Source organism: Bosea sp. 29B (genome assembly GCF_902506165.1).
Taxonomy (GTDB): Bacteria; Pseudomonadota; Alphaproteobacteria; order Rhizobiales; family Beijerinckiaceae; genus Allobosea.
Genome location: NZ_LR733817.1, coordinates 24826 through 47662, shown reverse-complemented (window position 1 = coordinate 47662; position 22837 = coordinate 24826). Strand labels below are relative to the sequence as shown.

Here is a 22837-nt window from a genome sequence, read left to right as displayed (position 1 = left end):
GTAAAATATATTGTTCGTACTAGTTTGATATCTGCTGCATATCGCGAGCCACCTGCCTGAGCACGGCGAGGAAGTTGTCGCGCGCCAGCGAATGACGCGTCGCGTCCCAGGCGGCGATCAGCTCGATATGGGTCATCTGCAGTGGCGCCTCGACGGTGATCGGCCGGAAGGCGACCCCGGCGCGCGGCATCAGCGCCAAGGACCCTGGGATCAGCGCGACGCCGAGCCCGCTCGCGACCAGGCTGGCGATGGTCTGCATCTGCCGGGCTTCCTGGACGATGCGCGGCGAGAAGCCGGCGAGCCGGCAGAGCCCGATGATCTGGTCGTGGAAGCCGATGCCGAGCTGGCGTGGCGTGCCGATGAAATCGGTGCCGGCGAGGGCGGCGAGGGGAATACTCTCCTTTGCGGCGAGGGGGTGGTCATCCGGCAGCGCGGCCAGGATCGGCTCGCGCAGCAGGGTTTCGCTGGCAAGCTGGGCTACCATGATGCCGGGCTGGCGCATCAGGCCGATATCGGCCTCGCCCGCGGTGATCGCCGCGATCTGCTCGCCCGTGGTCGCCTCGCGCAGGACGAGCTCGATGCCGGGGAATTCGGCGCGAAAGCGGCGCAGCGCCAGAGGCAGCAGCTCATGGGCGGTGCCGACGAAGCTGATCGCGAGCCTGCCGGCCTGGCCCGCGGCGACGGCCTGTGCTTCGCGGATGCCATCCTCGAGCTGAGCGAGGACGCGCCGGGCGCTGACGAGGAAGGTCGCGCCGGCGAGCGTCAGCGCCACGCTGCGGTTGCTGCGCTCGAACAGAGACAAGCCGAGCACATCCTCGAGCTTGCGGATCGCCTGGCTGAGCGGCGGCTGTGCCATGTGCAGGCGCTCGGCCGCGCGATGGAAGTTCAATTCCTCAGCGACGGCGATGAACTGGCGCAGCAGCCGTGTCTCGACCGCGGGCGCCATCAGGCCCGCTCGATATCGGTCTGCGCGAAATCCTCGCCCTTATAGAGCAAAGGCCAGCCGCGCGACTTGGCCAAGGCGTAGGCCGCGCAGTCGCCCATGTTCAGCTTGGCGGGATGGCGGCCTTTGCCGTAGCGCCGGTAGGCCTCGAAGGCGAACTCGACGTCTTCTGCCTCGAACGGCATGATCTCGATCTGCCACCGAGACAGGAGATTGTTCAGCAGAATCGATTCGAGACCACGGCCGAGTTCGAGGACGAGCCGTGCTTCCAGCAGATTGGTGGCCGAGATACAACGATGCGAGGCGAGAGCGATGCGTTCGAGCAGGGCTTGAGCATCATGTTCGCCGGTTATGATCGCGACGACTGCCGAAGCGTCGATGACGATCATCCCCACATTCCATTCTCGTCATAACCGACGATATCGTCCATCTCTTCCTTGGTCATGGAACGCTCAGCCGGCTTGATGCCGTACTTCTGGTAGAATTCCTTCATCCAGGCGTGAGCAGCAGCGACCCTCCGCGCCTTCTCTTCCTCGGACAATTCGTCCTTGTCGAGCTCGCTCCTGACGGCCATGCGCACGGCCTCTGTAAGACTGAGTCCGCGCCGGCGCGCCAGTTGACGTACCGCTTTCTCCGTTTCCGGGTCCTTGATGTTGAGCGCCACAGCTTTCTTCCTTTTTCGAGATTTTCTTTATCATGTGAGCCTTGCTGTGGATATGGACCATAAGCCCGGCATCGGCGGTTTCCGTGGTTGGCAAGCAGGTCCGCAGCAGCCAGATAGGAAGCCATGAAGTTCCCGCCCTCCGTCCTTGAGGAGATCAAGGCGCGGCTGCCAGTCTCGGCGGTCGTGGGTAAGCGCGTGCGCCTCTCCAAGGCCGGCCGCGAATGGAAGGGGCTTTCGCCCTTCAACGCCGAGAAGACGCCGTCCTTCTTCGTCAACGACCAGAAGGGCTCGTTCTTCGATTTCTCGTCCGGCAAGAACGGCGACATCTTCAAATTCGTGATGGAGACCGAAGGGCTCTCCTTCCCGGAGGCGGTCGAGAAGCTCGCTTCCGAGGCTGGCGTCATCTTGCCGAAGGTCTCCGTCGAGGCGCAGGTACAGGAGGAGAAGCGCAAGGGGCTGCACGAGGTCGTCGAGCTGGCGGCGCGCTTCTTCGAGGCTGAGCTGCAATCGGAGCGTGGCGGGCTGGCGCGGCGCTACCTGTCGGGCCGTGGGCTGGAAGGCCAGGCGCGCCAGCTCTTCCGCATGGGTTATGCCCCTCCGGACCGCTTCGCGCTGCGCGACCATCTCGCCGGCAAGGGCGTCGGCGCCGATGCGATGATGGAGACGGGGCTCCTGGTGCATGGCGAGGAGATCGCCGTGCCCTATGACCGCTTCCGCGACCGAGTCATGTTCCCGATCCACGATGCGCGCGGCCGGGTGATCGCCTTCGGTGGTCGGGCGATGAGCGCCGATGTTCCCGCGAAATATCTGAATTCGCCGGAGACGCCGCTCTTCCACAAGGGCGGACTGTTGTTCAACCACCACAATGCCCGAAAGGCTGCGCACGACACTGGCCAGGTGATCGTGGTCGAAGGCTATGTCGACGTCATCGCCATGACGCTTGCCGGCTTCCCGCAGGTAGTGGCGCCGCTCGGCACAGCGCTGACCGAGGACCAGTTGGCGCTACTCTGGCGTATGGCGGGCGAACCGGTGATCTGCCTCGATGGCGACAAGGCCGGCCGCAAGGCGGCGGGCCGGGCGATCGACCTCGCACTGCCGATGCTGGAGCCGGGGCGCTCGCTTTCCTTCGCGCTGCTGCCGGAAGGGCAGGACCCGGACGATCTTGCGCGCTCGGGCGGCAAGCCCGCGGTCGCCGAGGTGATCGGTTCGGCCAAGCCGCTTGTCGACATGCTCTGGGCCCGCGAGTTCGAGGCGAGCCAGCTCGACACGCCCGAGCGGCGCGCCGCCTTCGAGCGCAGGCTGAAGGAGCCGCTCGGCCTAATTCGCGACGAGGCGACGCGCCGGCATTATCGCCGCGAGATCGACGAGCGGCTCGGCCAGCTCTTCGCGCCGCCGCAGCAGGAGCGGTTCGAGAGCCGACGCCAGAACGGATTCGGCGGCGGCAATGCGCGCGGTGGTGGGCGCGGCTTTCCGCGTGGCCCCGAACGGCCGCCGCTGTCGCTGGTGCGGCCGAGCCCGCAACTCGCCAGTTCGCAGATGATGCAGCGCCGGCACGGCGAGAACACGCGTGAGGCGTTCATCCTGCTGGCTCTTGCGAGCCATCCGGACCTCGTCATGCGCTGCGTCGACGAGATCGCCGAGCTTGCGCTCGATGGGACTGCGGCCGAGCGTTTCCGCCAGGCGCTCGTCGAAGCGGCCTTTGATGGCAGCTTCGACCAGGAGGCGTTCGAGCGCAGGCTGGAGCAGACCCGCGTCGCGGAAGCGAGGGCGGCGCTGCTCGCCGTCACCCAGCCGGCCGAGCGGCTGAAACTCGCGCAAACGGCTGATCCTGAATCGGTTTTTGATTCGATTCGTCAGGCTCTCGTCTTGCATCATCGCGCACGCACGCTACATAGCGAGCTGAAGGCAGCCGAACGCGCATTGGCTGACGAACCAACGGAAGCCAATTTCGCCTGGATGAAGGACGTCAAGGCTCGCCTCGAGACGATCGAGGGGACCGAGGCGAATCCGGAGAAGTGACCAGGCCGGCCCGTTGCTTTCGTCGGCAGATTCGAGGACGGCTTTGAGGATGGTGCACGATTCATCAACGATGGTCGGTGCTATCTACGGCGGATGAGTTGGGTGGGTGCGCGGCAGCGATGGCTGCCGCGGCGCCCTTTTATGCGTCGGAGCCAGAGCACCGGCGCGCAAGATGGTGGAGCGCTGATTGATGGCGACCAAAGTGAGCGAGCGCGACAAGTCCGAAGCCGGTTCCCCGGAAGCGCCCCCGAGCACGGACAGCCCGCTCCTCGATCTCACCGATCAGGCCGTCAAGCGGATGATCAAGCTCGCCAAGAAGCGCGGCTATGTCACCTATGACGAACTGAACGAGGTCCTGCCTTCGGAAGAGTTCTCCTCCGAGCAGATCGAGGACGTGCTCGGCCAGCTCAGCGAGCAGGGCATCAACGTCGTCGACAACGAGGATCCGGAATCGGCCGGCGAAGAGCGTGCGGCCCGCGGCAAGGACGGCGAAGAGGACGAGGCCGAGGGCGGCGACATGGTCGAGGCGCAGCGCTCGGCGCTGCCGGTCGAGACCAAGCGCAATCTCGAGCCGACCGAGCGCACCGACGACCCGGTCCGCATGTATCTGCGTGAGATGGGCTCGGTCGAGCTGCTCTCGCGCGAGGGCGAGATCGCGATCGCCAAGCGCATCGAGGCCGGCCGCGAGGCGATGATCGCCGGGCTCTGCGAGAGCCCGCTGACCTTCCAGGCGATCATCATCTGGCGCGACGAGCTGATGGAGGGCAAGGTCCTCCTGCGCGACATCATCGACCTCGAAGCGACCTATGCCGGTCCCGACGGCAAGAACCCGGACCAGTTGCCGGGCGAGGGCGAGGAGGCGGCTGAGGCCGAAGAGGCTGCGCCGGAGGGCGAGACCCCGCCCGAAGGCATGGACGACGACGACATGGAGAACAACGTGTCGCTCTCGGCCATGGAAGCCGAGCTGAAGCCGCGCGTGCTCGAAACCTTCGACTCGATCGCCAGCAACTACACCAAGCTGCGCCGCCTGCAGGACCAGGATATCGCCGGCCGGCTGGAGAACGCCAAGCTCTCGCCGTCGCAGGACCGCAAGTACAAGAAGTTGAAGGACGACATCATCGTTGCGGTGAAGTCGCTCTCGCTCAACAACAACCGCATCGAGGCGCTGGTCGAGCAGCTCTACGACATCAACAAGCGGTTGATCTCGCACGAGACCCGGCTGCTGCGCCTGGCCGAGAGCTATGGCGTCGCCCGCGAGGACTTCCTGAAGCAGCATATCGGCGGCGAGCTCGATCCGAAGTGGCTGCTGCGGGTCTCCAAGCTCGGCTCGCGCGGCTGGAAGGAGTTCGTCGCGCAGGAGAAGGACCGGATCAAGGATCTGCGCGAGGACATCCATACGATGGCTTCGGAGACCGGCCTGGAGATCCAGGAGTTCCGCAAGATCGTGCTGATGGTCCAGAAGGGCGAGCGCGAGGCCCGGCAGGCGAAGAAGGAGATGATCGAGGCGAACCTGCGTCTCGTGATCTCGATCGCCAAGAAGTACACCAACCGCGGCCTGCAGTTCCTCGACCTGATCCAGGAGGGGAACATCGGCCTGATGAAGGCGGTCGACAAGTTCGAGTACCGCCGGGGTTACAAGTTCTCGACCTACGCGACCTGGTGGATCCGGCAGGCGATCACCCGTTCGATCGCCGACCAGGCCCGCACCATCCGCATTCCGGTGCACATGATCGAGACGATCAACAAGATCGTCCGGACCTCGCGCCAGATGCTGCACGAGATCGGCCGCGAGCCGACCCCGGAGGAGCTGGCCGAGAAGCTGGCCATGCCGCTGGAGAAGGTGCGCAAGGTCCTGAAGATCGCCAAGGAGCCGATCTCGCTCGAAACGCCGATCGGCGACGAGGAAGACAGCCATCTCGGCGACTTCATCGAGGACAAGAACGCGATCCTGCCGATCGACGCGGCGATCCAGAGCAATCTGCGCGAGACCACTACGCGCGTGCTGGCCTCGCTCACCCCGCGCGAGGAGCGCGTGCTGCGCATGCGCTTCGGCATCGGTATGAACACCGACCACACCCTCGAAGAGGTCGGCCAGCAGTTCAGCGTCACCCGCGAGCGCATCCGCCAGATCGAGGCGAAGGCGCTGCGCAAGCTCAAGCATCCGAGCCGCAGCCGCAAGCTCCGGAGCTTCCTGGACAATTGAGGCGGAGTTCTAACGGGGCGCTTTAGCGCCCCGTTTCATTTTGGCGGGAGCGATTGCCTTCCCGCGGATCCGGCCTCAGCGATTTCACGCCTGAGCCAGTTCACGAACATCGTCGCAGCCGGTTTGCCTGCGCCGCTGCCGGGCAGCACTGCCCAGTAGCCAAGCCCCGTCGCGGTCGCAAAGCCCGGCAATGGCGCGACCAGCGCGCCGCGACGCAGGTAGTCGGCGACCAGAAGGCTCCGGCCCATAGCGACGCCCTGACCATTGAGCGCGGCCTGCAGGACGATGTTGTAGTCCGTCAGCTGCAGCCGGCGGCCTGAGGCGAGGTCGACGGCTGCGTACCGGGACCAGGCCTCCCATTCGGTGGGGCGGTGGCTGGTCAACAGGGTATGGGCGAGAATGTCGTCAGTCCGGGCGAGCGGCTGGCGCACCGCCAGCTCCGGGCTCATGACGGGCATGAGCCGTTCGGTGGCAAGCAACTCGCAGCGCAAGCCTGGCCACTCGCCGACGCCGTAGCGAATGGCGACATCCGCCTCTCCGGCCGCGAGGTTGGCCTGGTTCAGCGTCGGGTCGAGGACGAGGTCGATCTGCGGATAGGCGGTGCGGAAATCGTCGAGACGAGACACCAGCCAGTTGGCGGCGAAGGATGGCAGCAGGCTCACCGTCAACAGCTGGCGAGTGGCGTGCGAGCGGACCTCGCGGGTTCCGTCGGCGACCATGGCGAAGGCCTGCGATATGCAGTCGAGATAGCGTGCGCCTGCCGTGGTCAAGGCGATGCTGCGCCCCCTGCGCTCGAACAGCATGGTTCCCAGCGCCTCTTCCAGGGTCCGGACGTGATGGCTGACGGCACTTTGCGTGATCAGCAATTCCTCGCCGGCACGACGGAAGCTGAGGAGACGGCCGACCGCTTCGAAGGCGCGCAGTGCATGGAGCGGCGGCAGGACGAGCGAGGAGCGCATGTCGTGGGTGTCCGATCATCAGGTGCAAAGCCTTAGAGCAGGCTCCACCCATGAGCCAGATCGATCGCAGCGCGGAGCGTTTCGAATTGGTCAGACATCAGCCGCGCTGTCATCGTCGGGAGCGAAAGGATTTCGACGATGATGATCGCTGACCGCCTGTGGATATTCGGACATGCCCTGCCTGCCGTGGCCCAGCCGGTGCAGGTTCGGTAATGGGGCGCCTCGATATCGAAGCTCTCCGCGCCGCAACGCCGGGCTGCGCGACCTGCATCCACTTCAATCATGCCGGCGCCTCGCTGATGTCCGCCGCCACGCTCGCCGCTGTGACCGAGCAGCTCAAGAGCGAGGCTCTTTATGGCCCGCATGAGGCCAGCGTCGCGGTCCAGGGCAGGCTGGATCAGGCGCGCGCCGATGCCGCGCGCCTTCTCAATGCAACGCCCGCGGAGATCGCCTTCACGTCCAGCGGCTCCGCCGGCTGGGGGCTCGCTTTCGCCGCCCTGCCGCCGTTGCGCGCCGGCGACCGCATTCTGGTCGGGCGCCAGGAATGGGGCGGCAACCTCGCGACGATGCAGCGCGCGGCGGCGCGGTCCGGCGCGCGGATCGAGATGATCCCCTGCCGCGAGGACGGCTCGGTCGATCCCGATGCGCTCGCAGGCATGATCGACGGGCGCGTCCGTCTCGTCGCCCTGACCTGGCTGCCGGCTAATGGCGGCCTGATCAACGACGCTGTGGCAGTCGGCCGGGTGACGCGTGCGGCTGGCATCCCCTATTTCGTCGATGCTGGGCAGGCGCTCGGCCAGATACCCGTCGATGTCGAGGCGGTCGGCTGCGACGTGCTCAAGGGCGCCGGACGAAAGCATCTGCGCGGCCCGCGCGGAACCGCGATCCTCTATGTCCGGGCTTCACTCCGGCAGCGGCTCGACCCGGTGTTCTCGGATGTCCTGTCCGCGCCATGGACGGAACAGGGACCCGCACCGCGCGGCGATGCGCGGATCTTCGAGACGAGCGAGCACGCGGTCGCCCTGCTGCTGGGGCTCGGCGTCGCGCTCCATGAGGCGCTGGCGCTCGGCGTGCCTGCGATCCGGGACCAGATCGACCTGACCGCAAAGCAGTTGCGGGGCGAGCTCGCGGCCATCGACGGCGTCGCCATCCACGATCTCGGGCAGCAGCGGTCCGGGCTGGTGTCCTTCACCGTCGGTGACCTCGACGTCAACGCAGTCAAGAACCGGCTTGCGAGCGCCGGGATTTCGGTCGGGGCGAACGGGCCCGCCTACACGCCGTTCGACATGGAGGCACGCGGGCTCGCCGGCATAGTGCGCGCCTCCATCAGCTATCTCACGAGCGAGCAGGACATCGAGCGCCTGCTCGCCGCGGTCCACGACATCGCGCGGACGCGCTGAGCACATCGCCCGGGCTCAGCCCGCCGGCGCGACCAGCATCGCCGTGAGCCGGCGCGCCACCGGCAGCGCCAGCAGCAGCACCGGGAAGGCGATCAGCCAGGACAGGCCCCAGGCAACGGGCCAACCCTGCAGGAAGGCCGGCGTCGGGCCGAGCACGCGCAGGGTCGAGATCCCCGAGACGATCAGTGTCATCAGGCCCGACAGGATCAACGGGGTGACGAGCGCGCCATAGCGCGCCGGTAGTCTGCGGAAAGGATTCATGGGAACATCCGTAAGGACAGGCTCAGCCGGCGTGGCCTTCTGGCATCCTGGCGGCGCTGAGCCGGGGGGATGCGTTGCCTGACGTGAGACGCTTACGGCCGTCCCTTAGGGACGCAGCGCCGCCCTTACGGCGCGTTTGTGTCCGAGGCAAGCAGAATCGGCCCTGGCCGCCACAGTTCTGCTAAGGTGAGCCTCATGATCGGGGCTTCCCTTGGAGGAGCAGAGATGGCCGGTATCCCGAGCGCCGACGAGATCGAGGCCGCCAAAGCGGCACTGCAGGCCAATCTTCCGCCCCAGGCGAAGAAGCAGGAAGAGGAAGGTTCGGCTGCTGGCGATATCGTCGATGGCGTCCTCGATATCGCCAGCAATGTCTCGATCGAGGCAGTCGGCGTTGCGGTCAAGGCCGTCGGAACCGTGATCGAAGGCGCCGGGACCGCTGTGGTCGCGACCGGCGAGGTCGTCGTCACTGTCATCGGCGGCATCTTCGAGGGGCTGGGCTAGCAAGGCGTCCGCGACCGGGATATCGATGCGGCTCCGGCAGCGTCGCTGGAGCTGGAGTGAAGCTGTGTCCCTCGAATTCCTGCTGACCTCGCTGATCATCGTCGCTTCGCCCGGGACGGGCGCGATCTACACCATCGCCGCCGGGCTGACGCGCGGGGCCAAGGCCAGCCTGCTCGCCTCCTTCGCCTGCACGCTCGGCATCGTGCCGCATCTGATCGCCGCGATGATGGGCCTTGCTGCACTGCTGCATGCCAGCGCGCTCGCCTTCTCGATCGTCAAATACGCCGGCGTCGCCTATCTGCTCTGGATGGCGTGGCAGACGCTGAAGGAGCAGGGCGCGCTCAGCGTCGAAGCTGCGGCCGACGAGCGCTCGGCCTGGCGCGTGCTGGTCGACGGCCTTGCGCTCAACGTGCTCAATCCGAAGCTGTCGATCTTCTTCGTCGCCTTCCTGCCGCAGTTCATCGCCGCGGGCGAGGCGAGCCCGATGGCGCGCATGCTCGAACTCTCGGGCGTGTTCATGGCGATGACCTTCGTCGTCTTCGCGCTCTACGGCCTGTTCGCGGCGGCGATGCGCGACAAGGTGGTGAGCCGGCCGGCGGTGATGGCCTGGCTGCGGCGCACCTTCGCGGCGGCCTTCGTCGCGCTCGGCGCCAAGCTGGCGCTGACCGAGCGGTAATGGCTGGCAAGCAAAGCCGCCTCGCGATCGAGACGCGCGGAGCGGGGCTCTACGAATTCACCGACGCGGTCGCCCGCTTCGTGCGCGAGGCGGCGGTCGATGTCGGTCTGCTGACGCTGTTCGTGCGCCATACCTCCTGCTCGCTCCTGATCCAGGAGAATGCCGATCCGGATGTGCAGCGTGACTTGTCCGCCTTCTTCGCCCGGTTGGTGCCACCGGCAGACGATCGGACGATGGCCTATCTCACGCACCGCGCCGAAGGTCCGGACGATATGCCGGCCCATATCAAGGCGGCGATGCTGCCAGTGTCGCTGTCGATCCCGGTGAGCGGTGGCCGGCTCGCGCTCGGCACCTGGCAAGGGATCTACCTGTTCGAGCACCGGACCAGCCCGCACCGGCGCGAGGTCGTGCTGCACCTGGCCTAAGCCGTCAGCCGTTCTTGGGCCGGACGAGCAGCCGCATGAAAGTGCTGTAGCAATCGTGCAACTCCTGCGGCGACAGGCCGAGATCGAGCTGCTGGAAGCCGATATAGGCGGCGTATTCGACGCGGGCGAGCGCGAGAGCTTCCTCCGGCGTGAAGCGTCCGCTCTCGCCGTGGAGCTTCTCCAGATAGGCGATGCGCTCGCGGTCGACCTCGGCACAGGTCGCGCCGACGCCGGCGTCGAGCTGGGCGAGCCGGCGCATGCCCTGCTCGATGCGGACATCGAGGGCGAGCGCCATTCGGTCGAGCGCGATCAGGCGGTCCTGTGCCGCTTCGACCCCGTCGGCCTCCTGCATCAGGCGAAGGGTATGACTCTCGCGCCAATGCGCGGCGAGGGCGGCGAGATAAGCCTCGATCGCCGGGAAATGCGCATAGAACGAGCCCTTGGTCTTGCCGGCGCGGCGGCAGAGCGCCTCGATGGTCAGCCCTGCCGGTCCCTGCTCGGCGAGGGCGTCGAGGCCGAGCGCGAGCCAGTCGTTCAGGCGGAAGCGGCGCGGGGCAGGGGAGGTCACTGCCACAGGCCGATCGTGCCGCTCACCGTGATCGCGGCGAACAGCGCCCATTGCGGGAAATGCGCGATGCGCAGGCGGAACAGGCCGATCATGCCGAGGCTCCAGAGACAGAACAGCGCGGCGCCGACCGTGGCGAAGAGCGCGAGGTCGCGGCTGCCCTGGCCGGTCGCGACGAGGCCGAAGGCCAAGGCCAGTGCGGCGAGCACGATCGTCACCAGATGCCAGCAATAATACATGGTGAATTTCGGTACCGCGTGCAGCCGCTCTGTCGCCAGCAGCGGCGCTGCGATCTCCCGGCCGCCGATAATGGCGTGGATCAGGGTGGTAACCGCCGCGAGCGCGGCGGCAAGGGCGAGCCAGATGTTCATGTCGGCCTCCATAATAGTACCATACCGTATGGTATTATTATGGAGAGAAGCAAGCCTCGCAAGGTGAGCTGTGACGAAAATCGGGGAAGGGGGGCGACGCGCCAGGACGAGCTCCGGGACCAGGCTGCCCGAAGCGGGCCAGTCACCGCCCGGCGTAGTACTCCGGCTCCGGCGGCGGCTCCCAGGACTGGCCGGTGGCGATCAGGCAGCTGATGCCGTCGGGCAAGGTGGCGAACAGGGTGAAGGAACCGTTCGGAGCGGCGAAGAGCTCGATCACGCTGCCATTCGAGGCGAGGCCGTAGCCGATCAGGCGCTCGCCATAAAGTTCATGCAGCTGGCTCGTCGCCATGCTGCGCTCGGCGCAAGGAATGCCCGGACGTGCCTGAGCCTGAACTGCGCCGGGCGACAATGGCAATGCCAGCAGGATCGGCAGGCAGAATTTGAGGAAGCGCGTCATGGCTGCTCCTGCGACAGAGCGGGCCAAGGCGGGCACGAAGGGTGGACGGGCTCGGCTTTTCCGCCCTGTCTCACTAGGACATGGTGACGCAGGCGCCGCTGCGCCAGAGGCGAGGAGCGCGATGGAGGATTCCTCAGGTACGGAGGTCCGTCGCCCTTCACATGCCGAGGCTCTTGGCCAAGCAGGCCGCATCTGCGCTATACAGCGCCGGTCACACGGAGCGCGCCATGTCTTTCCTCAAATCCCTGTTCGGCCGCAAGGAGGCCAAGCCGGCTACGCCCGCCGGGCCGCTGAAGACCATCGAGTACAAGGGCTTCACCATCCATGCGACGCCGTTCGCGGAGGGCGGGCAGCAGCAATTGTCCGGGGTGATCGAGAAGGAGATCGACGGCGAGGTGAAGAGCCATCGCTTCATCCGGGCTGACCGCTTCCCGGGCGCCGACGAGGCGGCCGAGTTCGCCATCGTCAAGGCCCGGCAGCTGATCGACGAACAGGGCGAACGCCTGTTCAAATAGGAATTCGGGTAATCCCTGTTTTAATCATGGAGCTTGTTTCAAAATTCATTGGATCAGTATTGATTCAAAATTTTAAATCTGCGCATCCATTACGTTTTCCTTGGGACATTGCGCAAATTTGAATCAATTAATACGGCGGCTTCCGCTGCTTTCCGCCTTCGTGGGAGCAGCTATTGCGCTGCGGTATTGGATTCGCCTTCGCCATTTAAAACTTTATTCGGTTTTTCCGGCTTTGATGCCATTACGTTGTTCGCCGTATCGAGATCCCTTGCATGCCTCCCAATCCCCCCGGCAGCCAGAAGCCGGACGAGCCTGCGAGTGTGCAGGGCGCCGCCGCTGATGACAGTTGGTTCCGGGAGGTCGTGGCGCAATTGCCGCTCGCGCTCTACGCGACGGATGCCGACGGACACGTGACCTATTTCAATCAGGCGGCTGCCCGGCTCGTCGGGCGGCAACCCCAGCTCGGGCAAGACCGTTGGTGCATCGCCCATCGGCTCTTCCAGATCGACGGTTCGCCGCTGGCGCATGAGGACTGCCCGCTGGCCGTGGCGCTGCGCGAGAGGCGCGTGGTCCGTGGCATCGAGGCGCTGGCCGAGCGGCCCGATGGCAGCCGCGTGCGCTTCATGCCGCTGCCGACGCCGCTCTACGATGCGCAAGGCAAGCTCACCGGCGCGGTCAACGTGATGGTCGACGTCAGCAGCGGGCCGCAAACCGGCGTCGATGCGGCTGCGTCTGCTCATCACCTTGCCGAAGATCTTGCAGCCGCGATCGCGCAGAAGCAACTGCATCTGCACTACCAGCCGGTCTTTTCGGCGGCTGGCAACCTGACAGGCTTCGAGGCGCTGGCGCGCTGGGTTCATCCCGAGCGCGGCGTGATCCCGCCATCCGAGTTCATCCCGGCGGCAGAGGCGAGCGGGCTGATCCTGCCGCTGGCGCGCGAGCTGCTGTGCCAGGCCTGCACCGAGGCGGCGAGCTGGGCAAAGCCGCTGCGCATCGCCGTCAACGTCTCGCCGCTGCAGTTCCGCCATGGTGACCTGCCGGCGCTGATCGACGAGGTGCTGGTCGAGACCGGGCTGGAGCCGGAGCGGCTCGAGCTCGAGATCACCGAAGGGGTGATGATCACCGATTTTGATCGCACCATGCTGGTGCTGCACCGGATCAAGGCGCTCGGCGTGCGCATCGCGCTCGACGATTTCGGCACAGGCTATTCCTCGCTCTCCTATCTCCACATGTTCCCGCTCTCGACGCTGAAGATCGACCGCAGCTTCGTCGCCAATCTCGGCGTCGCCTCGGAGGCCGCGGCGATCACGCGCGCCGTCATCGCGCTTGGCCATGCGCTCGACATCGAGGTGGTGGCCGAGGGTGTCGAGACGCGCGAGCAGCTCGACTTCCTGATCGACGAAGGCTGCAACTACATGCAGGGCTATATGCTCGGCCGCCCGCTGCCGGCCGAGCAATATGCCGACCTGACCGGCCGCAAGGGCTGAGCTAGCTAGTTCCGCTTGGCGTTCGCCTGCAGTTCGACAAGCAGGGCCTCGCCGCTCCAGCGCGCACTGTCGGATTCCGCCGCCTTGATCAGCGATATCAGGCGCGCATTGACCGGCGCCCGCCGCCCGAGCCGGTCGGCCAGCCTGACCACCTCGCCATTGATCCAGTCGACCTCGGTCCTGCGTCCGGCGGCGAGATCGTCGGCCATGGAGGAGCGGGCTGACGGATCGATCGCCAGCATCTTGCGGGCTAACCGCGCGAAGAGCGCATCAGGCAGGCGCAGCAGCGCCGGGATCCAGGCGGCCGGCAGTGGCGTCAGCCGCGCGGGCTGTATCCCCGCCTGCTTCAGCAAGGCTAGGGCTTCGGCCTGCGCCAACGCCAGGCAGCGACGATAGGCGCGCTGCGCCAGTTCCTGCTGCAAGGGCAGGGCGGAGAGGGCGTTGACGGCGTTGTTGAGGTTGAGGAGCAGCTTGGCCCATTGCACCGGCGGCATGTCGCGGTGCCGGCGCAAGGCGAAACCGGCGCGGGTGAAATCGGCGAGGAAAGGCGCGAGCGCGGCTGCGTCCTCGACCTCGGGCTCGCCTTCAGACGCCTGATGGAAGGCGCCGGGACCGCGCCTGATGACATTGAACGGCACCATGCCGGCGAGCACGCTGCGGCCGGGCAGGGCGGCGCGCAGCGTATCGGCATTGCCAATGCCGTTCTGGAAGCTGATCACGACGGCGTTCGGTGCAGCCAGGGTGGCAAGCTCGCCCGCGGCTTGCGCGGTCGCGCCCGACTTCACGGTGACGAGGATGAGGTCGGCCGCCGCGGCGGCCCCCGGCTCGGTCGAGAAGGCGATCGTCTCTGGCGGAACGCGCCAGTCGCGGCCGTCATAATGCGTCAGCGCCAGGCCGTGCTGCCCGAGTTCCTCGCCAACGCCCGGGCGGCCGATGAAATCGACGTCAGCGCTGCCGGCAGCGAGCCGCCCGCCGAGATAGCAGCCGATCGCGCCGGCGCCGTAGATGCAGATCCTGGCCATTGCCCCTCCGGTCGGGTGCCGAGCATGCCGGCCTCGCCGTATGATGCAAGCGCGGTCGACGAGAACGCAGGCCGCCCCCACATCTGCGCCGCATCGGCCCGCCGCCGATGCGCTTGTGGCGAACGAGCGTGCTGCCTAATGCTCGGGCGGAGAGAAGATCGTTCTCCAGGCTTAAAGTGAGAGACGGATTCACCGATCGGCTTGAGTCAACCTGATCGGATCCGGCTCTAGCGCGGCGAGGAAACATGAACGCCCAGGATGCGCGCTATGCGCCGGATTCTGCCTATGCCTGGATGAGGCTGGGGCTTGCCCTGCTGGTCGGGACGATCGCCTGCGTCGGTTCCTGGTCGGCGGTCGTGGTGGTGACGGCGGTTCAGCAGGAATTCGGCGTGATGCGCGCCGATGCCTCGCTGCCCTACACCTTTGCGATGATCGGCTTCGGCGTCGGCAACATCGCCATGGGCCGGCTGGCCGACCGTTTCGGGATCGTCTGGCCGATCGTGCTAGGCGCGCTGTTGCTGTGCAGCGGTTATGCCCTCGCGTCGATCGCCGGGTCGCTCTGGCAGTTCGCGCTGGCGCATGGCTTCCTGATCGGGCTCGGCGCCGCGACCGGATTCTCGCCGCTGATCGCGGATCTCTCGCACTGGTTCCGGCGCTATCGTGGCCTTGCCGTCGTCTTCGGCGCGTCGGGCAGCTATCTCGCCGGCATGTTCTGGCCGCAGCTGATCAACTGGGGCGTCGAAACGCACGGGCTGCGGACGACGCATCTTTGGCTGGGCATCGCCTGCCTGGTGGTGATGCTGCCGCTCGCGCCGCTGTTCCGGCGCCGACCGAATGCGGCGAGCATCGCGGCGGCCGAGGCGACGAGCGCCGGCGCGCGCGGCAGCCTCGGGCTGTCGCCGAACCAACTGCAGCTGCTCCTGGTCGTGGCCGGCTTCTGTTGCTGCGTCGCGATGTCGATGCCGCAGGTCCATATCGTCGCCTATTGCAGCGACCTCGGCTACGGCGTCGCCCGCGGCGCCGAGATGCTGACGGTGATGATGGCGCTCGGCATCGTCAGCCGGATCAGCTCGGGCTTCGTCGCCGACAAGATCGGCGGCACGGCGACGCTCGCTTTGTCCTCGGTGATGCAGGGCATGGCGCTCTTCCTCTACCTCTGGTTCGACGGGCTGAGCTCGCTCTTCATCGTCACTGGCATCTTCGGTCTGTTCCAGGGCGGGATCGTGCCGATGTATGCGGTGATCATCCGCGACTACATGCCGCCGCGCGAGGCGGGCGTGCGCATCGGCGTCGTCATGTCGGCGACGGTGTTCGGCATGGCCTTCGGCGGCTGGGTCTCCGGCCTGATCTTCGACGCGACCTCGTCCTACCGGCTCGCCTTCCTCAACGGTCTCGCCTGGAACCTGATCAACCTCTCGATCGTCTGCTGGCTGATGATGAAGGCGCGGCCGAAGCTGGCGGTGGCGTAGACTACATCCTCGGTTCGAGCGACCGCTTTCGCTCATAGATCCAACGTAGGCACCTGCAGAGCTCGATTTGCATCACAATCGGGATCGAGCTGTCTCGCGAGTGTATGAGCTCTCTTAGGCTCTCGTGTAGATGCTCGATCTGACGTAGCTCTTTATCGAATGCGCCTTCAAGTTGGTGTGGTCCTTCATCGATGGGCGGGAGCTTTGAATAAACTGCGTAGAGCTGGGCCAGAATACGGTTCGTGTCATTTTTCGTGATGGAGTTGACGAGGCGGTTGAGCTTCGTCTCAGTCTCCCGTTCAGGGCGCAGTAGTGAAAACGCCTGACAATATTCGGTATAGGGTCTTGCGCGCATTTTGATCCTTAGTGATCAGAAGCAGGCCGATAGGTTCCGAAGCACCAGACATGCCCTTCCGGGTCCTTGCAGATGAAGTCGCGGCTGCCATAGGGCTGGTCGGTCGGCTCCATGCAGATTTCCGCTCCCGCTGCCCGGGCCCGCTCGCAGAGCGTATCGATGTCCGTCGTCGCGATATAGGGCGAAGCGGTGGTGCCGCCGAGCTCGGCCGGACGCGAGACCAGCTTGCCGAACACGTTGTTCTCGGACGAGCCAAGCATGACGAAGCTCTCGCCCATGCGCAGCTCGCCATGCAGCAGGGTCTTGCCGTCGTCGGAATAATAGGCGGCGTGCTTCTCGAAGCCGAAGGCCTCGATCAGCCAGTCATAGATGCGCGGCGCGTTCGCATAGCGCAGCGAGATGCAGATCATCGGCGGTGGTGTGCTCATCGCGCTTCTCCTTGGCTGCAATGGCTTGACGCAGCATGCGGGTAGGCCAAGTTGGGCTCAAGATCGGGCGGGATGAATCCATGCTACAATTCGAGCGTCGTCACGAACGCCTGGTCCCGATCCGGCGCTTCGCCCTGCGTCTGGGGCGAGCGATTCTGCTTTGGCTCGCGCTCACCGTCGTCGGGCTCGCCATTGGCATGATCGGCTATGCCGCCAGCGAAGGCATGAGCGGGATCGATGCCTTCGTCAACGCGGCGATGATCCTCTCCGGCATGGGGCCGGTGGCCGAGCTGAAGACCGATGCCGGCAAGCTCTTCGCCGGCCTCTATGCGATCTTCTCGGGCCTGTTTGTGGTGATCGCCACCGGCTTCGTGCTGGCGCCGATCCTGCATCGTGTGCTCCACTCCTTCCATATCGAAGAGGGGAAGGCCAACGATGACTGAGCCTGGTGTGAAACCCGCCGAAGAGCCCTGCGGCACCTTGACCGTGCGCACCATCGCCATGCCGGCGGACACCAACGCCAATGGCGACATCTTCGGCGGCTGGGTGATGTCGCGCATGGACCAGGCCGGCGGCATCGCCGGGGTCGACCGGGCGCAGGGCCGCGTGGTCACCGTCGCGGTCGAGGCGATGACCTTCATCCGCCCGGTCAAGGTCGGCGACGTGCTCAGCGTCTACACCTCGGTGAAGTCGGTCGGACGGACCTCGATGAAGATCCAGGTCGAGGCCTGGGCCAAGCGCTTCCGCACTACGCTGCACGAGAAGGTCACCGATGCGACCTTCACCTTCGTCGCGATCGACGACGAGGGCAGGCCGCGCCCGGTGCCGTCGGCGGGGTGAGGCCGGAGGCAAAACCCTAACGAGACGTGAACCGGCCCCATCGCCGAGTGATTCAGAAGAATCCGGCAACTTAAGCGTTCTTTAAGCGGACCTCCGCAATTCTGCCGGCGATCGGTCCATCGGGACCGCTCTGCAAGGGGCTGGGAGGTCCTGCATGATCGGCCGCCGTCATCCGTCGGCGCATGAAGCTTGGCTCGCGCCGTCGCCGCAACAGGGCGCCGCGCCGACGAGCCGCTGTCGCTCATCATCAAGATCATTTCCATTCCCCGGCTGACCGTCGTCGGCTGCCTGCCCCCATGTCCGCGTCCGATCCCGGCCAGCGCCGCGCTGCCGGGGATGCCTTCAGGAGTACCGCGTCAATGTCGAAGACTGGAAAGCCTGCGCGCCAGAAGGGCTCGCGCATCGGGATCGCAGCGCGGATCTATGCCGCGCTCGGCGTCCTGACGGTGTTGACGATCGCGGCGTCGCTGGTCGCCTGGTTCTCCTATGGCCGGGTCGGCAGCACCGTCGCCGAGATGGTCGAGCGCAAGATGCCGGTGGTCGAGCTGGCGCTCGAGCTCTCGCAGGCGGCGACGGCCTCGACCGCGCTGGCGCCGCGCTTCATGGAGGTCCAGACCGTACGCGAACGCGCGGCGCTGACCGGCGAGTTCGACAAGGTCGAGGCTCGGCAGTTCGACCTCGTCCGCAAGATCGGCGAGCAGGGCAATGTCGACAACAAGAAGGCGCAGGCCGCGCTCGACGGTCTCTCGCGCCAGATCAACGACATCAACGACCTGACCGGCGAGCGTCTGCGCAACGCCTCCGAAGGCGCTGCCGCACTGGAGAAGCTCGGCACAGCCTATGAGGCCTTCGTCAAGGCCGCCAGCGGCGAGGCCGAGCAGGCCAAATTCGCGGTGACCTTCGGCCTCGACGATCTCGCCGCGCTCTCGGGCGAGGCGTTGACCGGTGCAGTCAAGACGCTGATGGACCGCGACTTCGCGATCTTCGACCTGGCCCGCACCCTGCAGGCCAATGTCAACGAGATGGTCGGCGTTCTCCGCGAGATCGCGCAGATCAACGACAAGGAGAAGCTGAGCCTCGCCCGCGAGCGTTTCAACGGCATCGCCTACCGGCTGCGGACGCTGCTCGCGGACGCCGAGAAGATTACCGCCAACAAGGCGCGGGCCAAGACGGTCGAGGACCTGATCGCGATCGGCGAAGGCAGCGACGGGCTGGTCGACATCCGCAACCGCGACATCACCACCCGCGAGGGCATCAACCGCGGCCTCAAGGAGGTCGACCAGGCTGCGGCGCAGCTGCGCCGCGAGGTCGATGCCCTGGTGCAGGGCGCGCGCGGCGAGGCGCAAGCCGCCGTCGGCTCGACGAAAGAGCTGATCGAGACCAGCAAGCTCTGGCTCGGCATGATCGGCCTCGGTTCGCTTCTCGTCGCGCTGGCGCTGTCGCTGTTCTATGTCCGGCGCCAGATCGTCGGCCGCCTCAACAAGCTCTGGGCCGCGACCAAGGCGATCGCCGACGGTCAGCTCGAGACGGTCGTCGACACGAAAGGCAATGACGAGATCGCCGACATCTCGAAGAGCGTGCTGCTCTTCCGCGACAATGCGGTGGCGTTGCGCGCCGCCGAACTCGCCAAGGTCGAGGATGAGGAGCGCGCCCAGGAGCAGCGCCGCCAGATGATGGCCGAGCTCGGCGAAGCCTTCGGCGTCGTCGTCGCTGCAGCGGCGCAGGGCGATTTCAGCCGCCGGGTCGACGCCACTTTCGCCGATGCCGAGCTCAATGCGCTGGCAGCTTCAGTCAACGAGCTGCTCGAGACCGTCCAGACCGGTCTGTCCGAGACCTGCGAGGTCCTCGGCCACCTCTCGGACGGTCATCTGGTCGCCCGCGTCGAGGGCCGCTACCAGGGCGCCTTCGCCGAACTCAAGAACGGCACCAACAGCCTCGCCGGCGAGTTCGAGAGCACGCTGGCACGCCTTTCGGAGACCGTCTCTGCGGTGCGCAGCGCGACCAGCGAGATCCTCGACGGCGTCACCGACCTCGCCGAGCGCACCAGCGAGGAAAGCAACGCCGTCTCGGTCGCGACCAACCAGCTCGGTGCCTTCGCCAGCAATGTCCAGAAAACCGCCAAGGATGCCGCCGCCGCCGTCGGCATGGCCCAGAGCGCCGAGGAGCGCGCCCAGCAGGGCGAGCAGGTCGTCGCCTCGGCATTGGAGGCGATGCAGCGCATCCGCACCTCCTCCAGCAAGATCTCGGAGGTGATCTCGATGATCGACGAGATCGCCTTCCAGACCAACCTCCTGGCGCTGAATGCGGCTGTGGAAGCGGCCCGCGCCGGTGATGCCGGCAAGGGTTTCGCGGTGGTCGCCAGCGAGGTGCGCAGCCTCGCCAAACGCTCGGCCGACGCCTCGAACGACGTCAAGAAGCTGGTCGAGGCCGCCCATGGCGACGTCAAGGTCGGCGTCGGCCTAGTCGAGCAGAGCTCGGCCGTGTTCGGCAGCATCCTGACCTCGGTCAACGATCTCTCGGCGCTGATGAACGGCATCTCGCAGACCGCCCGCGGCCAGGCCAGCGACGTCTCGACGATCAACAAGGAGATCGACGGCATCGGCACCATGGCGCATCAGAACGCGGCGCTGGTCGAGGAGACCAATGCCGCGCTCGCCCTCACCGACGAGCAGACCCGTTCGCTCACCGAGCACATCTCGCGCTTCAGCTTCCGCGAGGGCGGGGCAGCCGAGCACGGACACGAGCAGGCACGGGCGGCCTGACCGCGCGAAACGCATAAGATATCGCCGGACATTACGACGCCCTCCGCCGCAAGGCGGGGGGCGTTGCGTTTGGCGCGGCTTGCGGGAGCATAGTGCGATCTATATTTTAGAATCATTCTAAAGGAGACTGCGATGCTATCTCGGTTCCTGCCCGCCGGCCTGAGTGGCCGGCGCCGCTTCGACAGCCTGAGCGAGCGCGAGATCCTGGCGCTGGCGATCGCCTCGGAAGAGGAGGACGGCCGCATCTACGCCGTCTATGCCGAAAGGCTGCGTAGGGACTACCCGGCTTCGGCGGCGGTTTTCGACGGCATGGCGGGCGAGGAGGACGAGCACCGCCGCCGCCTGCTCGACGACTACCGCCGCCGCTTCGGCGAAGTGGTGGTGCCGATCCGGCGCGAGCATGTCGCCGATTTCTACCAGCGCCGGCCGGTCTGGCTGGTCGAGACGCTCGGGCTCGATCGCATCCGCGAGGAGGCGGCGGCGATGGAGCGCCAGGCGCGCGACTTCTATGTCGCTGCCGCCGGCCGCAGCACGGATGCTGAGACGCGTGGCCTGCTCGGCGACCTGGCGCGAGCCGAGGCCGGCCATGAGAGCAAGGCGGAAGAACTCGCCGAGGACCATCTCAAGGGCGAGGCCGCTTCGACGGAGGACGCCGCCGCGCACCGGCAATTTCTGCTGACCTGGGTGCAGCCGGGCCTCGCCGGGCTGATGGACGGCTCGGTCTCGACGCTGGCGCCGATCTTCGCCACGGCCTTCGCCACCCAAAACCCGTGGACAACCTTCCTGGTCGGCCTGTCCGCCTCGATCGGCGCCGGCATCTCGATGGGCTTCACCGAGGCGGCGCATGACGACGGCAAGCTTTCCGGCCGCGGTTCGCCCTGGAAACGCGGGCTGGCGTCCGGCGTGATGACCGCGCTCGGCGGTCTTGGCCATGCCTTGCCCTATCTGATCCCGTCCTTCTGGACGGCGACGGCGATCGCACTGGTGGTCGTTTTCATCGAGCTCTGGGCGATCGTCTGGATCCAGAACCGCTACATGGAAACGCCCTTCGCCCGCGCGACATTCCAGGTCGTGCTCGGCGGCGCGCTGGTGCTGGCGGCCGGCATCCTGATCGGCGGGGCGTGAGGGCGTTGCCGCCCGAAAGGTGGTGGGCCGGGCCGGACTCGAACCGGCACCGGCGCTGTTATGAGCAGCGAGCTCTAACCATTGAGCTACCGGCCCGCGGCAGGCCTAGCATCCGCCGGGCGCAGCGGCAACGGCCCGGCGAGCCGGAAATGGGACGACCATGCGAGGGCTGTCTTGCTCCCAGGTCCGATCGCGCCGAGATGCCATCCAGCTCCGTCGTCACGCCGCCAAATGATAGGGGGCGACCAGGATATCGGCCGGAATGTGCCATTCGCGGTTGAGCTTGAAGACCATTTCCATGGTCAGGGCGCGCTTGCGGTTGAGGATTTCGGAGGCGCGGGACTTCGACCCGATGAGCGCTGCAAGGTCTCTTTGCGTCAACTGGCGGAGCTCCATCCACTGCTTGATCATCTCGACCGGATCAGGCGCCTCGATCGGATGGTGCCTGTCCTCGTAGACCTTGAGCAGGTCGGCCAGCACATCGAAGCGGGCAGCCTCGGGGGTGCCGGGCGTGGGCTGGTCGTCGAAATAGCGGGCGATCTCGTCGACCGCCCACGCATAGTCCGCTTCGGTGCGGATCGCACGAATGTCCATCTGCATCACACGGTCTCCGGGTCGATTCTGTCGTAGTCCTTATGGGTTCCCACGAACTTGATGAGAGCCCTTCGATAGGCATAGGCGAAGTGGACGATCAGCCGATATTTGTTGCCGCCGATATCGAAGATGACGCGATTGTCGCCGACGAAGTCGACCGTCGTCCCGAACTGAGCCTTGATGTCGGCCGGGCCTGCCCATGCAGCTTTGTCGGCGATGGCGTACCAGGTTCTCAACGGCATTTCCGCACGCGGCTCACGCTCCCAGAATTCCTTCAGGGTCTTGCGCGAGATCACCTGCATGAGTGCTCTGTAACATTTTCCCAAATTGGGAACAAGTAGAAATTCCCATCCTGGGAAACAGCTTGCAGCCTGCTGCTCTTGCCTGGCCGCCTCACCCCACGACGATGTCGTCATATTCCGGGTGGCGGCTGACCCAGCCGGCCATGAAGGAGCAGCGCGGCACGACCTTGCGGCCCGAGGCGCGGATCTGCTCGAAGACGCCTTTCGCCAGGCGCGAGCCGATGCCCTGGCCGGACAAGGCCTGCGGCACCTCGGTGTGCGTCAGCACGACGCGGTTGCCATCGAGCTTGTAATAGGCGAGGGCGAGCTCGTCGCCGATCGCGAGTTCGAAACGGTTCTGGTCAGGGCGGTCGACGACGCGGGTGTCCATCTGACGATCCTCTCTGGCTGCGTTGCCGCCGTTGCGGTTGCCGGCATATCGGCAGTCTGTTCAGCCGGGCGGTCCAAGACAAGGCGGCCCGGGCTGCAACGCCGGGCCGCGGAGTCGGTTGGGG

Annotated in this window: 26 protein-coding genes and 1 tRNA gene; 13 read left to right on the top strand and 14 right to left on the bottom strand. The window is 66.2% G+C overall.

The genetic code is table 11. From position 1 onward, the window contains the following. Positions 1–19: 19 nt before the first annotated feature. Genes GV161_RS00270 through GV161_RS00260 form a run of 3 tightly spaced genes read right to left on the bottom strand, consistent with a single transcriptional unit; the run spans position 20 to position 1607 of the window. The gene (locus tag GV161_RS00270) at positions 20–946 is read right to left on the bottom strand and encodes a LysR substrate-binding domain-containing protein (protein ID WP_152012382.1); all 927 of its coding nucleotides are present in this window, start codon (positions 944–946) and stop codon (positions 20–22) included. Then, on the bottom strand, positions 946–1332 hold the full coding sequence (locus GV161_RS00265; RefSeq protein ID WP_348521254.1) for a type II toxin-antitoxin system VapC family toxin: 387 nt from the start codon (positions 1330–1332) through the stop codon (positions 946–948). The genes GV161_RS00270 and GV161_RS00265 overlap by 1 nt, the downstream gene beginning before the upstream one ends. Then, positions 1329–1607: a type II toxin-antitoxin system VapB family antitoxin gene (locus GV161_RS00260; RefSeq protein ID WP_152012383.1), complete on the bottom strand. Its 279-nt coding sequence runs from the start codon at positions 1605–1607 to the stop codon at positions 1329–1331. The genes GV161_RS00265 and GV161_RS00260 overlap by 4 nt, the downstream gene beginning before the upstream one ends. A gap of 123 nt (positions 1608–1730) precedes the next feature. Between GV161_RS00260 and dnaG the strand changes: the two genes are divergently transcribed. Together dnaG and rpoD are read left to right on the top strand one after the other, a co-directional pair. After that, positions 1731–3626, top strand: a complete 1896-nt coding sequence (gene dnaG / locus GV161_RS00255; protein WP_152012384.1) for a DNA primase — start codon at positions 1731–1733, stop codon at positions 3624–3626. 190 nt (positions 3627–3816) lie between these two features. Continuing rightward, a complete protein-coding gene (gene rpoD / locus GV161_RS00250) occupies positions 3817–5829 on the top strand; it encodes an RNA polymerase sigma factor RpoD (RefSeq protein ID WP_152012385.1) in 2013 nt (670 codons plus the stop codon). A 35-nt stretch (positions 5830–5864) separates the two neighbouring features. Here the strand turns inward: rpoD and gcvA are convergent, their stop codons facing one another. Further along, positions 5865–6788 carry a transcriptional regulator GcvA gene (gene gcvA / locus GV161_RS00245; protein WP_152012386.1) on the bottom strand — a complete coding sequence of 308 codons (924 nt, stop codon included), beginning with the start codon at positions 6786–6788 and terminating at the stop codon, positions 5865–5867. A 212-nt stretch (positions 6789–7000) separates the two neighbouring features. Between gcvA and GV161_RS00240 the strand changes: the two genes are divergently transcribed. Then, on the top strand, positions 7001–8188 hold the full coding sequence (locus GV161_RS00240) for an aminotransferase class V-fold PLP-dependent enzyme (protein ID WP_152012387.1): 1188 nt from the start codon (positions 7001–7003) through the stop codon (positions 8186–8188). 15 nt (positions 8189–8203) lie between these two features. Here GV161_RS00240 and GV161_RS00235 read toward each other — a convergent pair whose 3' ends face one another. Then, entirely contained in the window at positions 8204–8449 is a 246-nt protein-coding gene (locus GV161_RS00235) for a DUF2798 domain-containing protein (protein ID WP_152012388.1), read from the bottom strand. 225 nt (positions 8450–8674) lie between these two features. On the opposite strand from GV161_RS00235, the gene GV161_RS00230 reads away from it, so the two are divergent. The 3 genes from GV161_RS00230 to GV161_RS00220 all read left to right on the top strand — a co-directional run bounded on the left by GV161_RS00230 (position 8675) and on the right by GV161_RS00220 (position 10051). Continuing rightward, on the top strand, positions 8675–8950 hold the full coding sequence (locus tag GV161_RS00230; RefSeq protein WP_152012389.1) for a hypothetical protein: 276 nt from the start codon (positions 8675–8677) through the stop codon (positions 8948–8950). A gap of 64 nt (positions 8951–9014) precedes the next feature. Then, on the top strand, positions 9015–9626 hold the full coding sequence (locus GV161_RS00225) for a LysE family translocator (RefSeq protein ID WP_152012390.1): 612 nt from the start codon (positions 9015–9017) through the stop codon (positions 9624–9626). Next, complete coding sequence (locus tag GV161_RS00220; RefSeq protein WP_152012391.1) at positions 9626–10051, top strand: secondary thiamine-phosphate synthase enzyme YjbQ; 426 nt, start codon at positions 9626–9628, stop codon at positions 10049–10051. Before GV161_RS00225 ends, GV161_RS00220 begins: the two co-directional genes overlap by 1 nt. A 4-nt stretch (positions 10052–10055) precedes the next feature. Here the strand turns inward: GV161_RS00220 and GV161_RS00215 are convergent, their stop codons facing one another. The 3 genes from GV161_RS00215 to GV161_RS00205 form a co-directional block, all read right to left on the bottom strand. Beyond that, a complete protein-coding gene (locus tag GV161_RS00215) occupies positions 10056–10625 on the bottom strand; it encodes a TetR/AcrR family transcriptional regulator (RefSeq protein ID WP_159650081.1) in 570 nt (189 codons plus the stop codon). Beyond that, positions 10616–10987 (bottom strand): hypothetical protein, encoded by a 372-nt coding sequence (locus GV161_RS00210; protein WP_152012393.1) that lies wholly within the window; start codon positions 10985–10987, stop codon positions 10616–10618. Before GV161_RS00210 ends, GV161_RS00215 begins: the two co-directional genes overlap by 10 nt. A gap of 142 nt (positions 10988–11129) precedes the next feature. After that, entirely contained in the window at positions 11130–11444 is a 315-nt protein-coding gene (locus GV161_RS00205) for a hypothetical protein (RefSeq protein ID WP_152012394.1), read from the bottom strand. Positions 11445–11671: 227 nt separating this feature from the next. On the opposite strand from GV161_RS00205, the gene GV161_RS00200 reads away from it, so the two are divergent. After that, the gene (locus GV161_RS00200) at positions 11672–11959 is read left to right on the top strand and encodes an HlyU family transcriptional regulator (protein ID WP_152012395.1); all 288 of its coding nucleotides are present in this window, start codon (positions 11672–11674) and stop codon (positions 11957–11959) included. Positions 11960–12231: 272 nt separating this feature from the next. Continuing rightward, complete coding sequence (locus GV161_RS00195) at positions 12232–13446, top strand: EAL domain-containing protein (RefSeq protein WP_152012396.1); 1215 nt, start codon at positions 12232–12234, stop codon at positions 13444–13446. Between the two features lie 5 nt (positions 13447–13451). Here the strand turns inward: GV161_RS00195 and GV161_RS00190 are convergent, their stop codons facing one another. Beyond that, positions 13452–14468 (bottom strand): 2-dehydropantoate 2-reductase, encoded by a 1017-nt coding sequence (locus GV161_RS00190; RefSeq protein WP_152012397.1) that lies wholly within the window; start codon positions 14466–14468, stop codon positions 13452–13454. A gap of 245 nt (positions 14469–14713) precedes the next feature. Here GV161_RS00190 and GV161_RS00185 point away from each other — a divergent pair, with 245 nt between their 5' ends. Continuing rightward, complete coding sequence (locus tag GV161_RS00185; RefSeq protein WP_152012398.1) at positions 14714–15937, top strand: MFS transporter; 1224 nt, start codon at positions 14714–14716, stop codon at positions 15935–15937. A 363-nt stretch (positions 15938–16300) separates the two neighbouring features. Here the strand turns inward: GV161_RS00185 and GV161_RS00180 are convergent, their stop codons facing one another. Then, positions 16301–16720, bottom strand: a complete 420-nt coding sequence (locus GV161_RS00180; protein ID WP_152012399.1) for a VOC family protein — start codon at positions 16718–16720, stop codon at positions 16301–16303. Between the two features lie 80 nt (positions 16721–16800). Here GV161_RS00180 and GV161_RS00175 point away from each other — a divergent pair, with 80 nt between their 5' ends. The 4 genes from GV161_RS00175 to mbfA all read left to right on the top strand — a co-directional run bounded on the left by GV161_RS00175 (position 16801) and on the right by mbfA (position 21447). Next, positions 16801–17163, top strand: coding sequence for a hypothetical protein (locus GV161_RS00175; RefSeq protein ID WP_152012400.1), 363 nt, complete (start codon positions 16801–16803; stop codon positions 17161–17163). Then, entirely contained in the window at positions 17156–17560 is a 405-nt protein-coding gene (locus GV161_RS00170; protein ID WP_152012401.1) for an acyl-CoA thioesterase, read from the top strand. The genes GV161_RS00175 and GV161_RS00170 overlap by 8 nt, the downstream gene beginning before the upstream one ends. A gap of 359 nt (positions 17561–17919) precedes the next feature. Beyond that, positions 17920–20322, top strand: a complete 2403-nt coding sequence (locus tag GV161_RS00165; RefSeq protein ID WP_152012402.1) for a methyl-accepting chemotaxis protein — start codon at positions 17920–17922, stop codon at positions 20320–20322. A 132-nt stretch (positions 20323–20454) separates the two neighbouring features. Next, positions 20455–21447, top strand: a complete 993-nt coding sequence (gene mbfA / locus GV161_RS00160; RefSeq protein WP_152012403.1) for an iron exporter MbfA — start codon at positions 20455–20457, stop codon at positions 21445–21447. A gap of 20 nt (positions 21448–21467) precedes the next feature. On the opposite strand, the gene GV161_RS00155 is transcribed toward mbfA, so the two are convergent. The 4 genes from GV161_RS00155 to GV161_RS00140 all read right to left on the bottom strand — a co-directional run bounded on the left by GV161_RS00155 (position 21468) and on the right by GV161_RS00140 (position 22713). Then, positions 21468–21543: transfer RNA gene (locus GV161_RS00155), tRNA-Ile, on the bottom strand. Between the two features lie 123 nt (positions 21544–21666). Further along, entirely contained in the window at positions 21667–22041 is a 375-nt protein-coding gene (locus GV161_RS00150) for a helix-turn-helix domain-containing protein (RefSeq protein ID WP_152012508.1), read from the bottom strand. 5 nt (positions 22042–22046) lie between these two features. Beyond that, entirely contained in the window at positions 22047–22343 is a 297-nt protein-coding gene (locus GV161_RS00145; protein WP_152012404.1) for a type II toxin-antitoxin system HigB family toxin, read from the bottom strand. A 91-nt stretch (positions 22344–22434) separates the two neighbouring features. Then, positions 22435–22713 (bottom strand): GNAT family N-acetyltransferase, encoded by a 279-nt coding sequence (locus GV161_RS00140; protein WP_152012405.1) that lies wholly within the window; start codon positions 22711–22713, stop codon positions 22435–22437. Positions 22714–22837 lie beyond the last annotated feature (124 nt).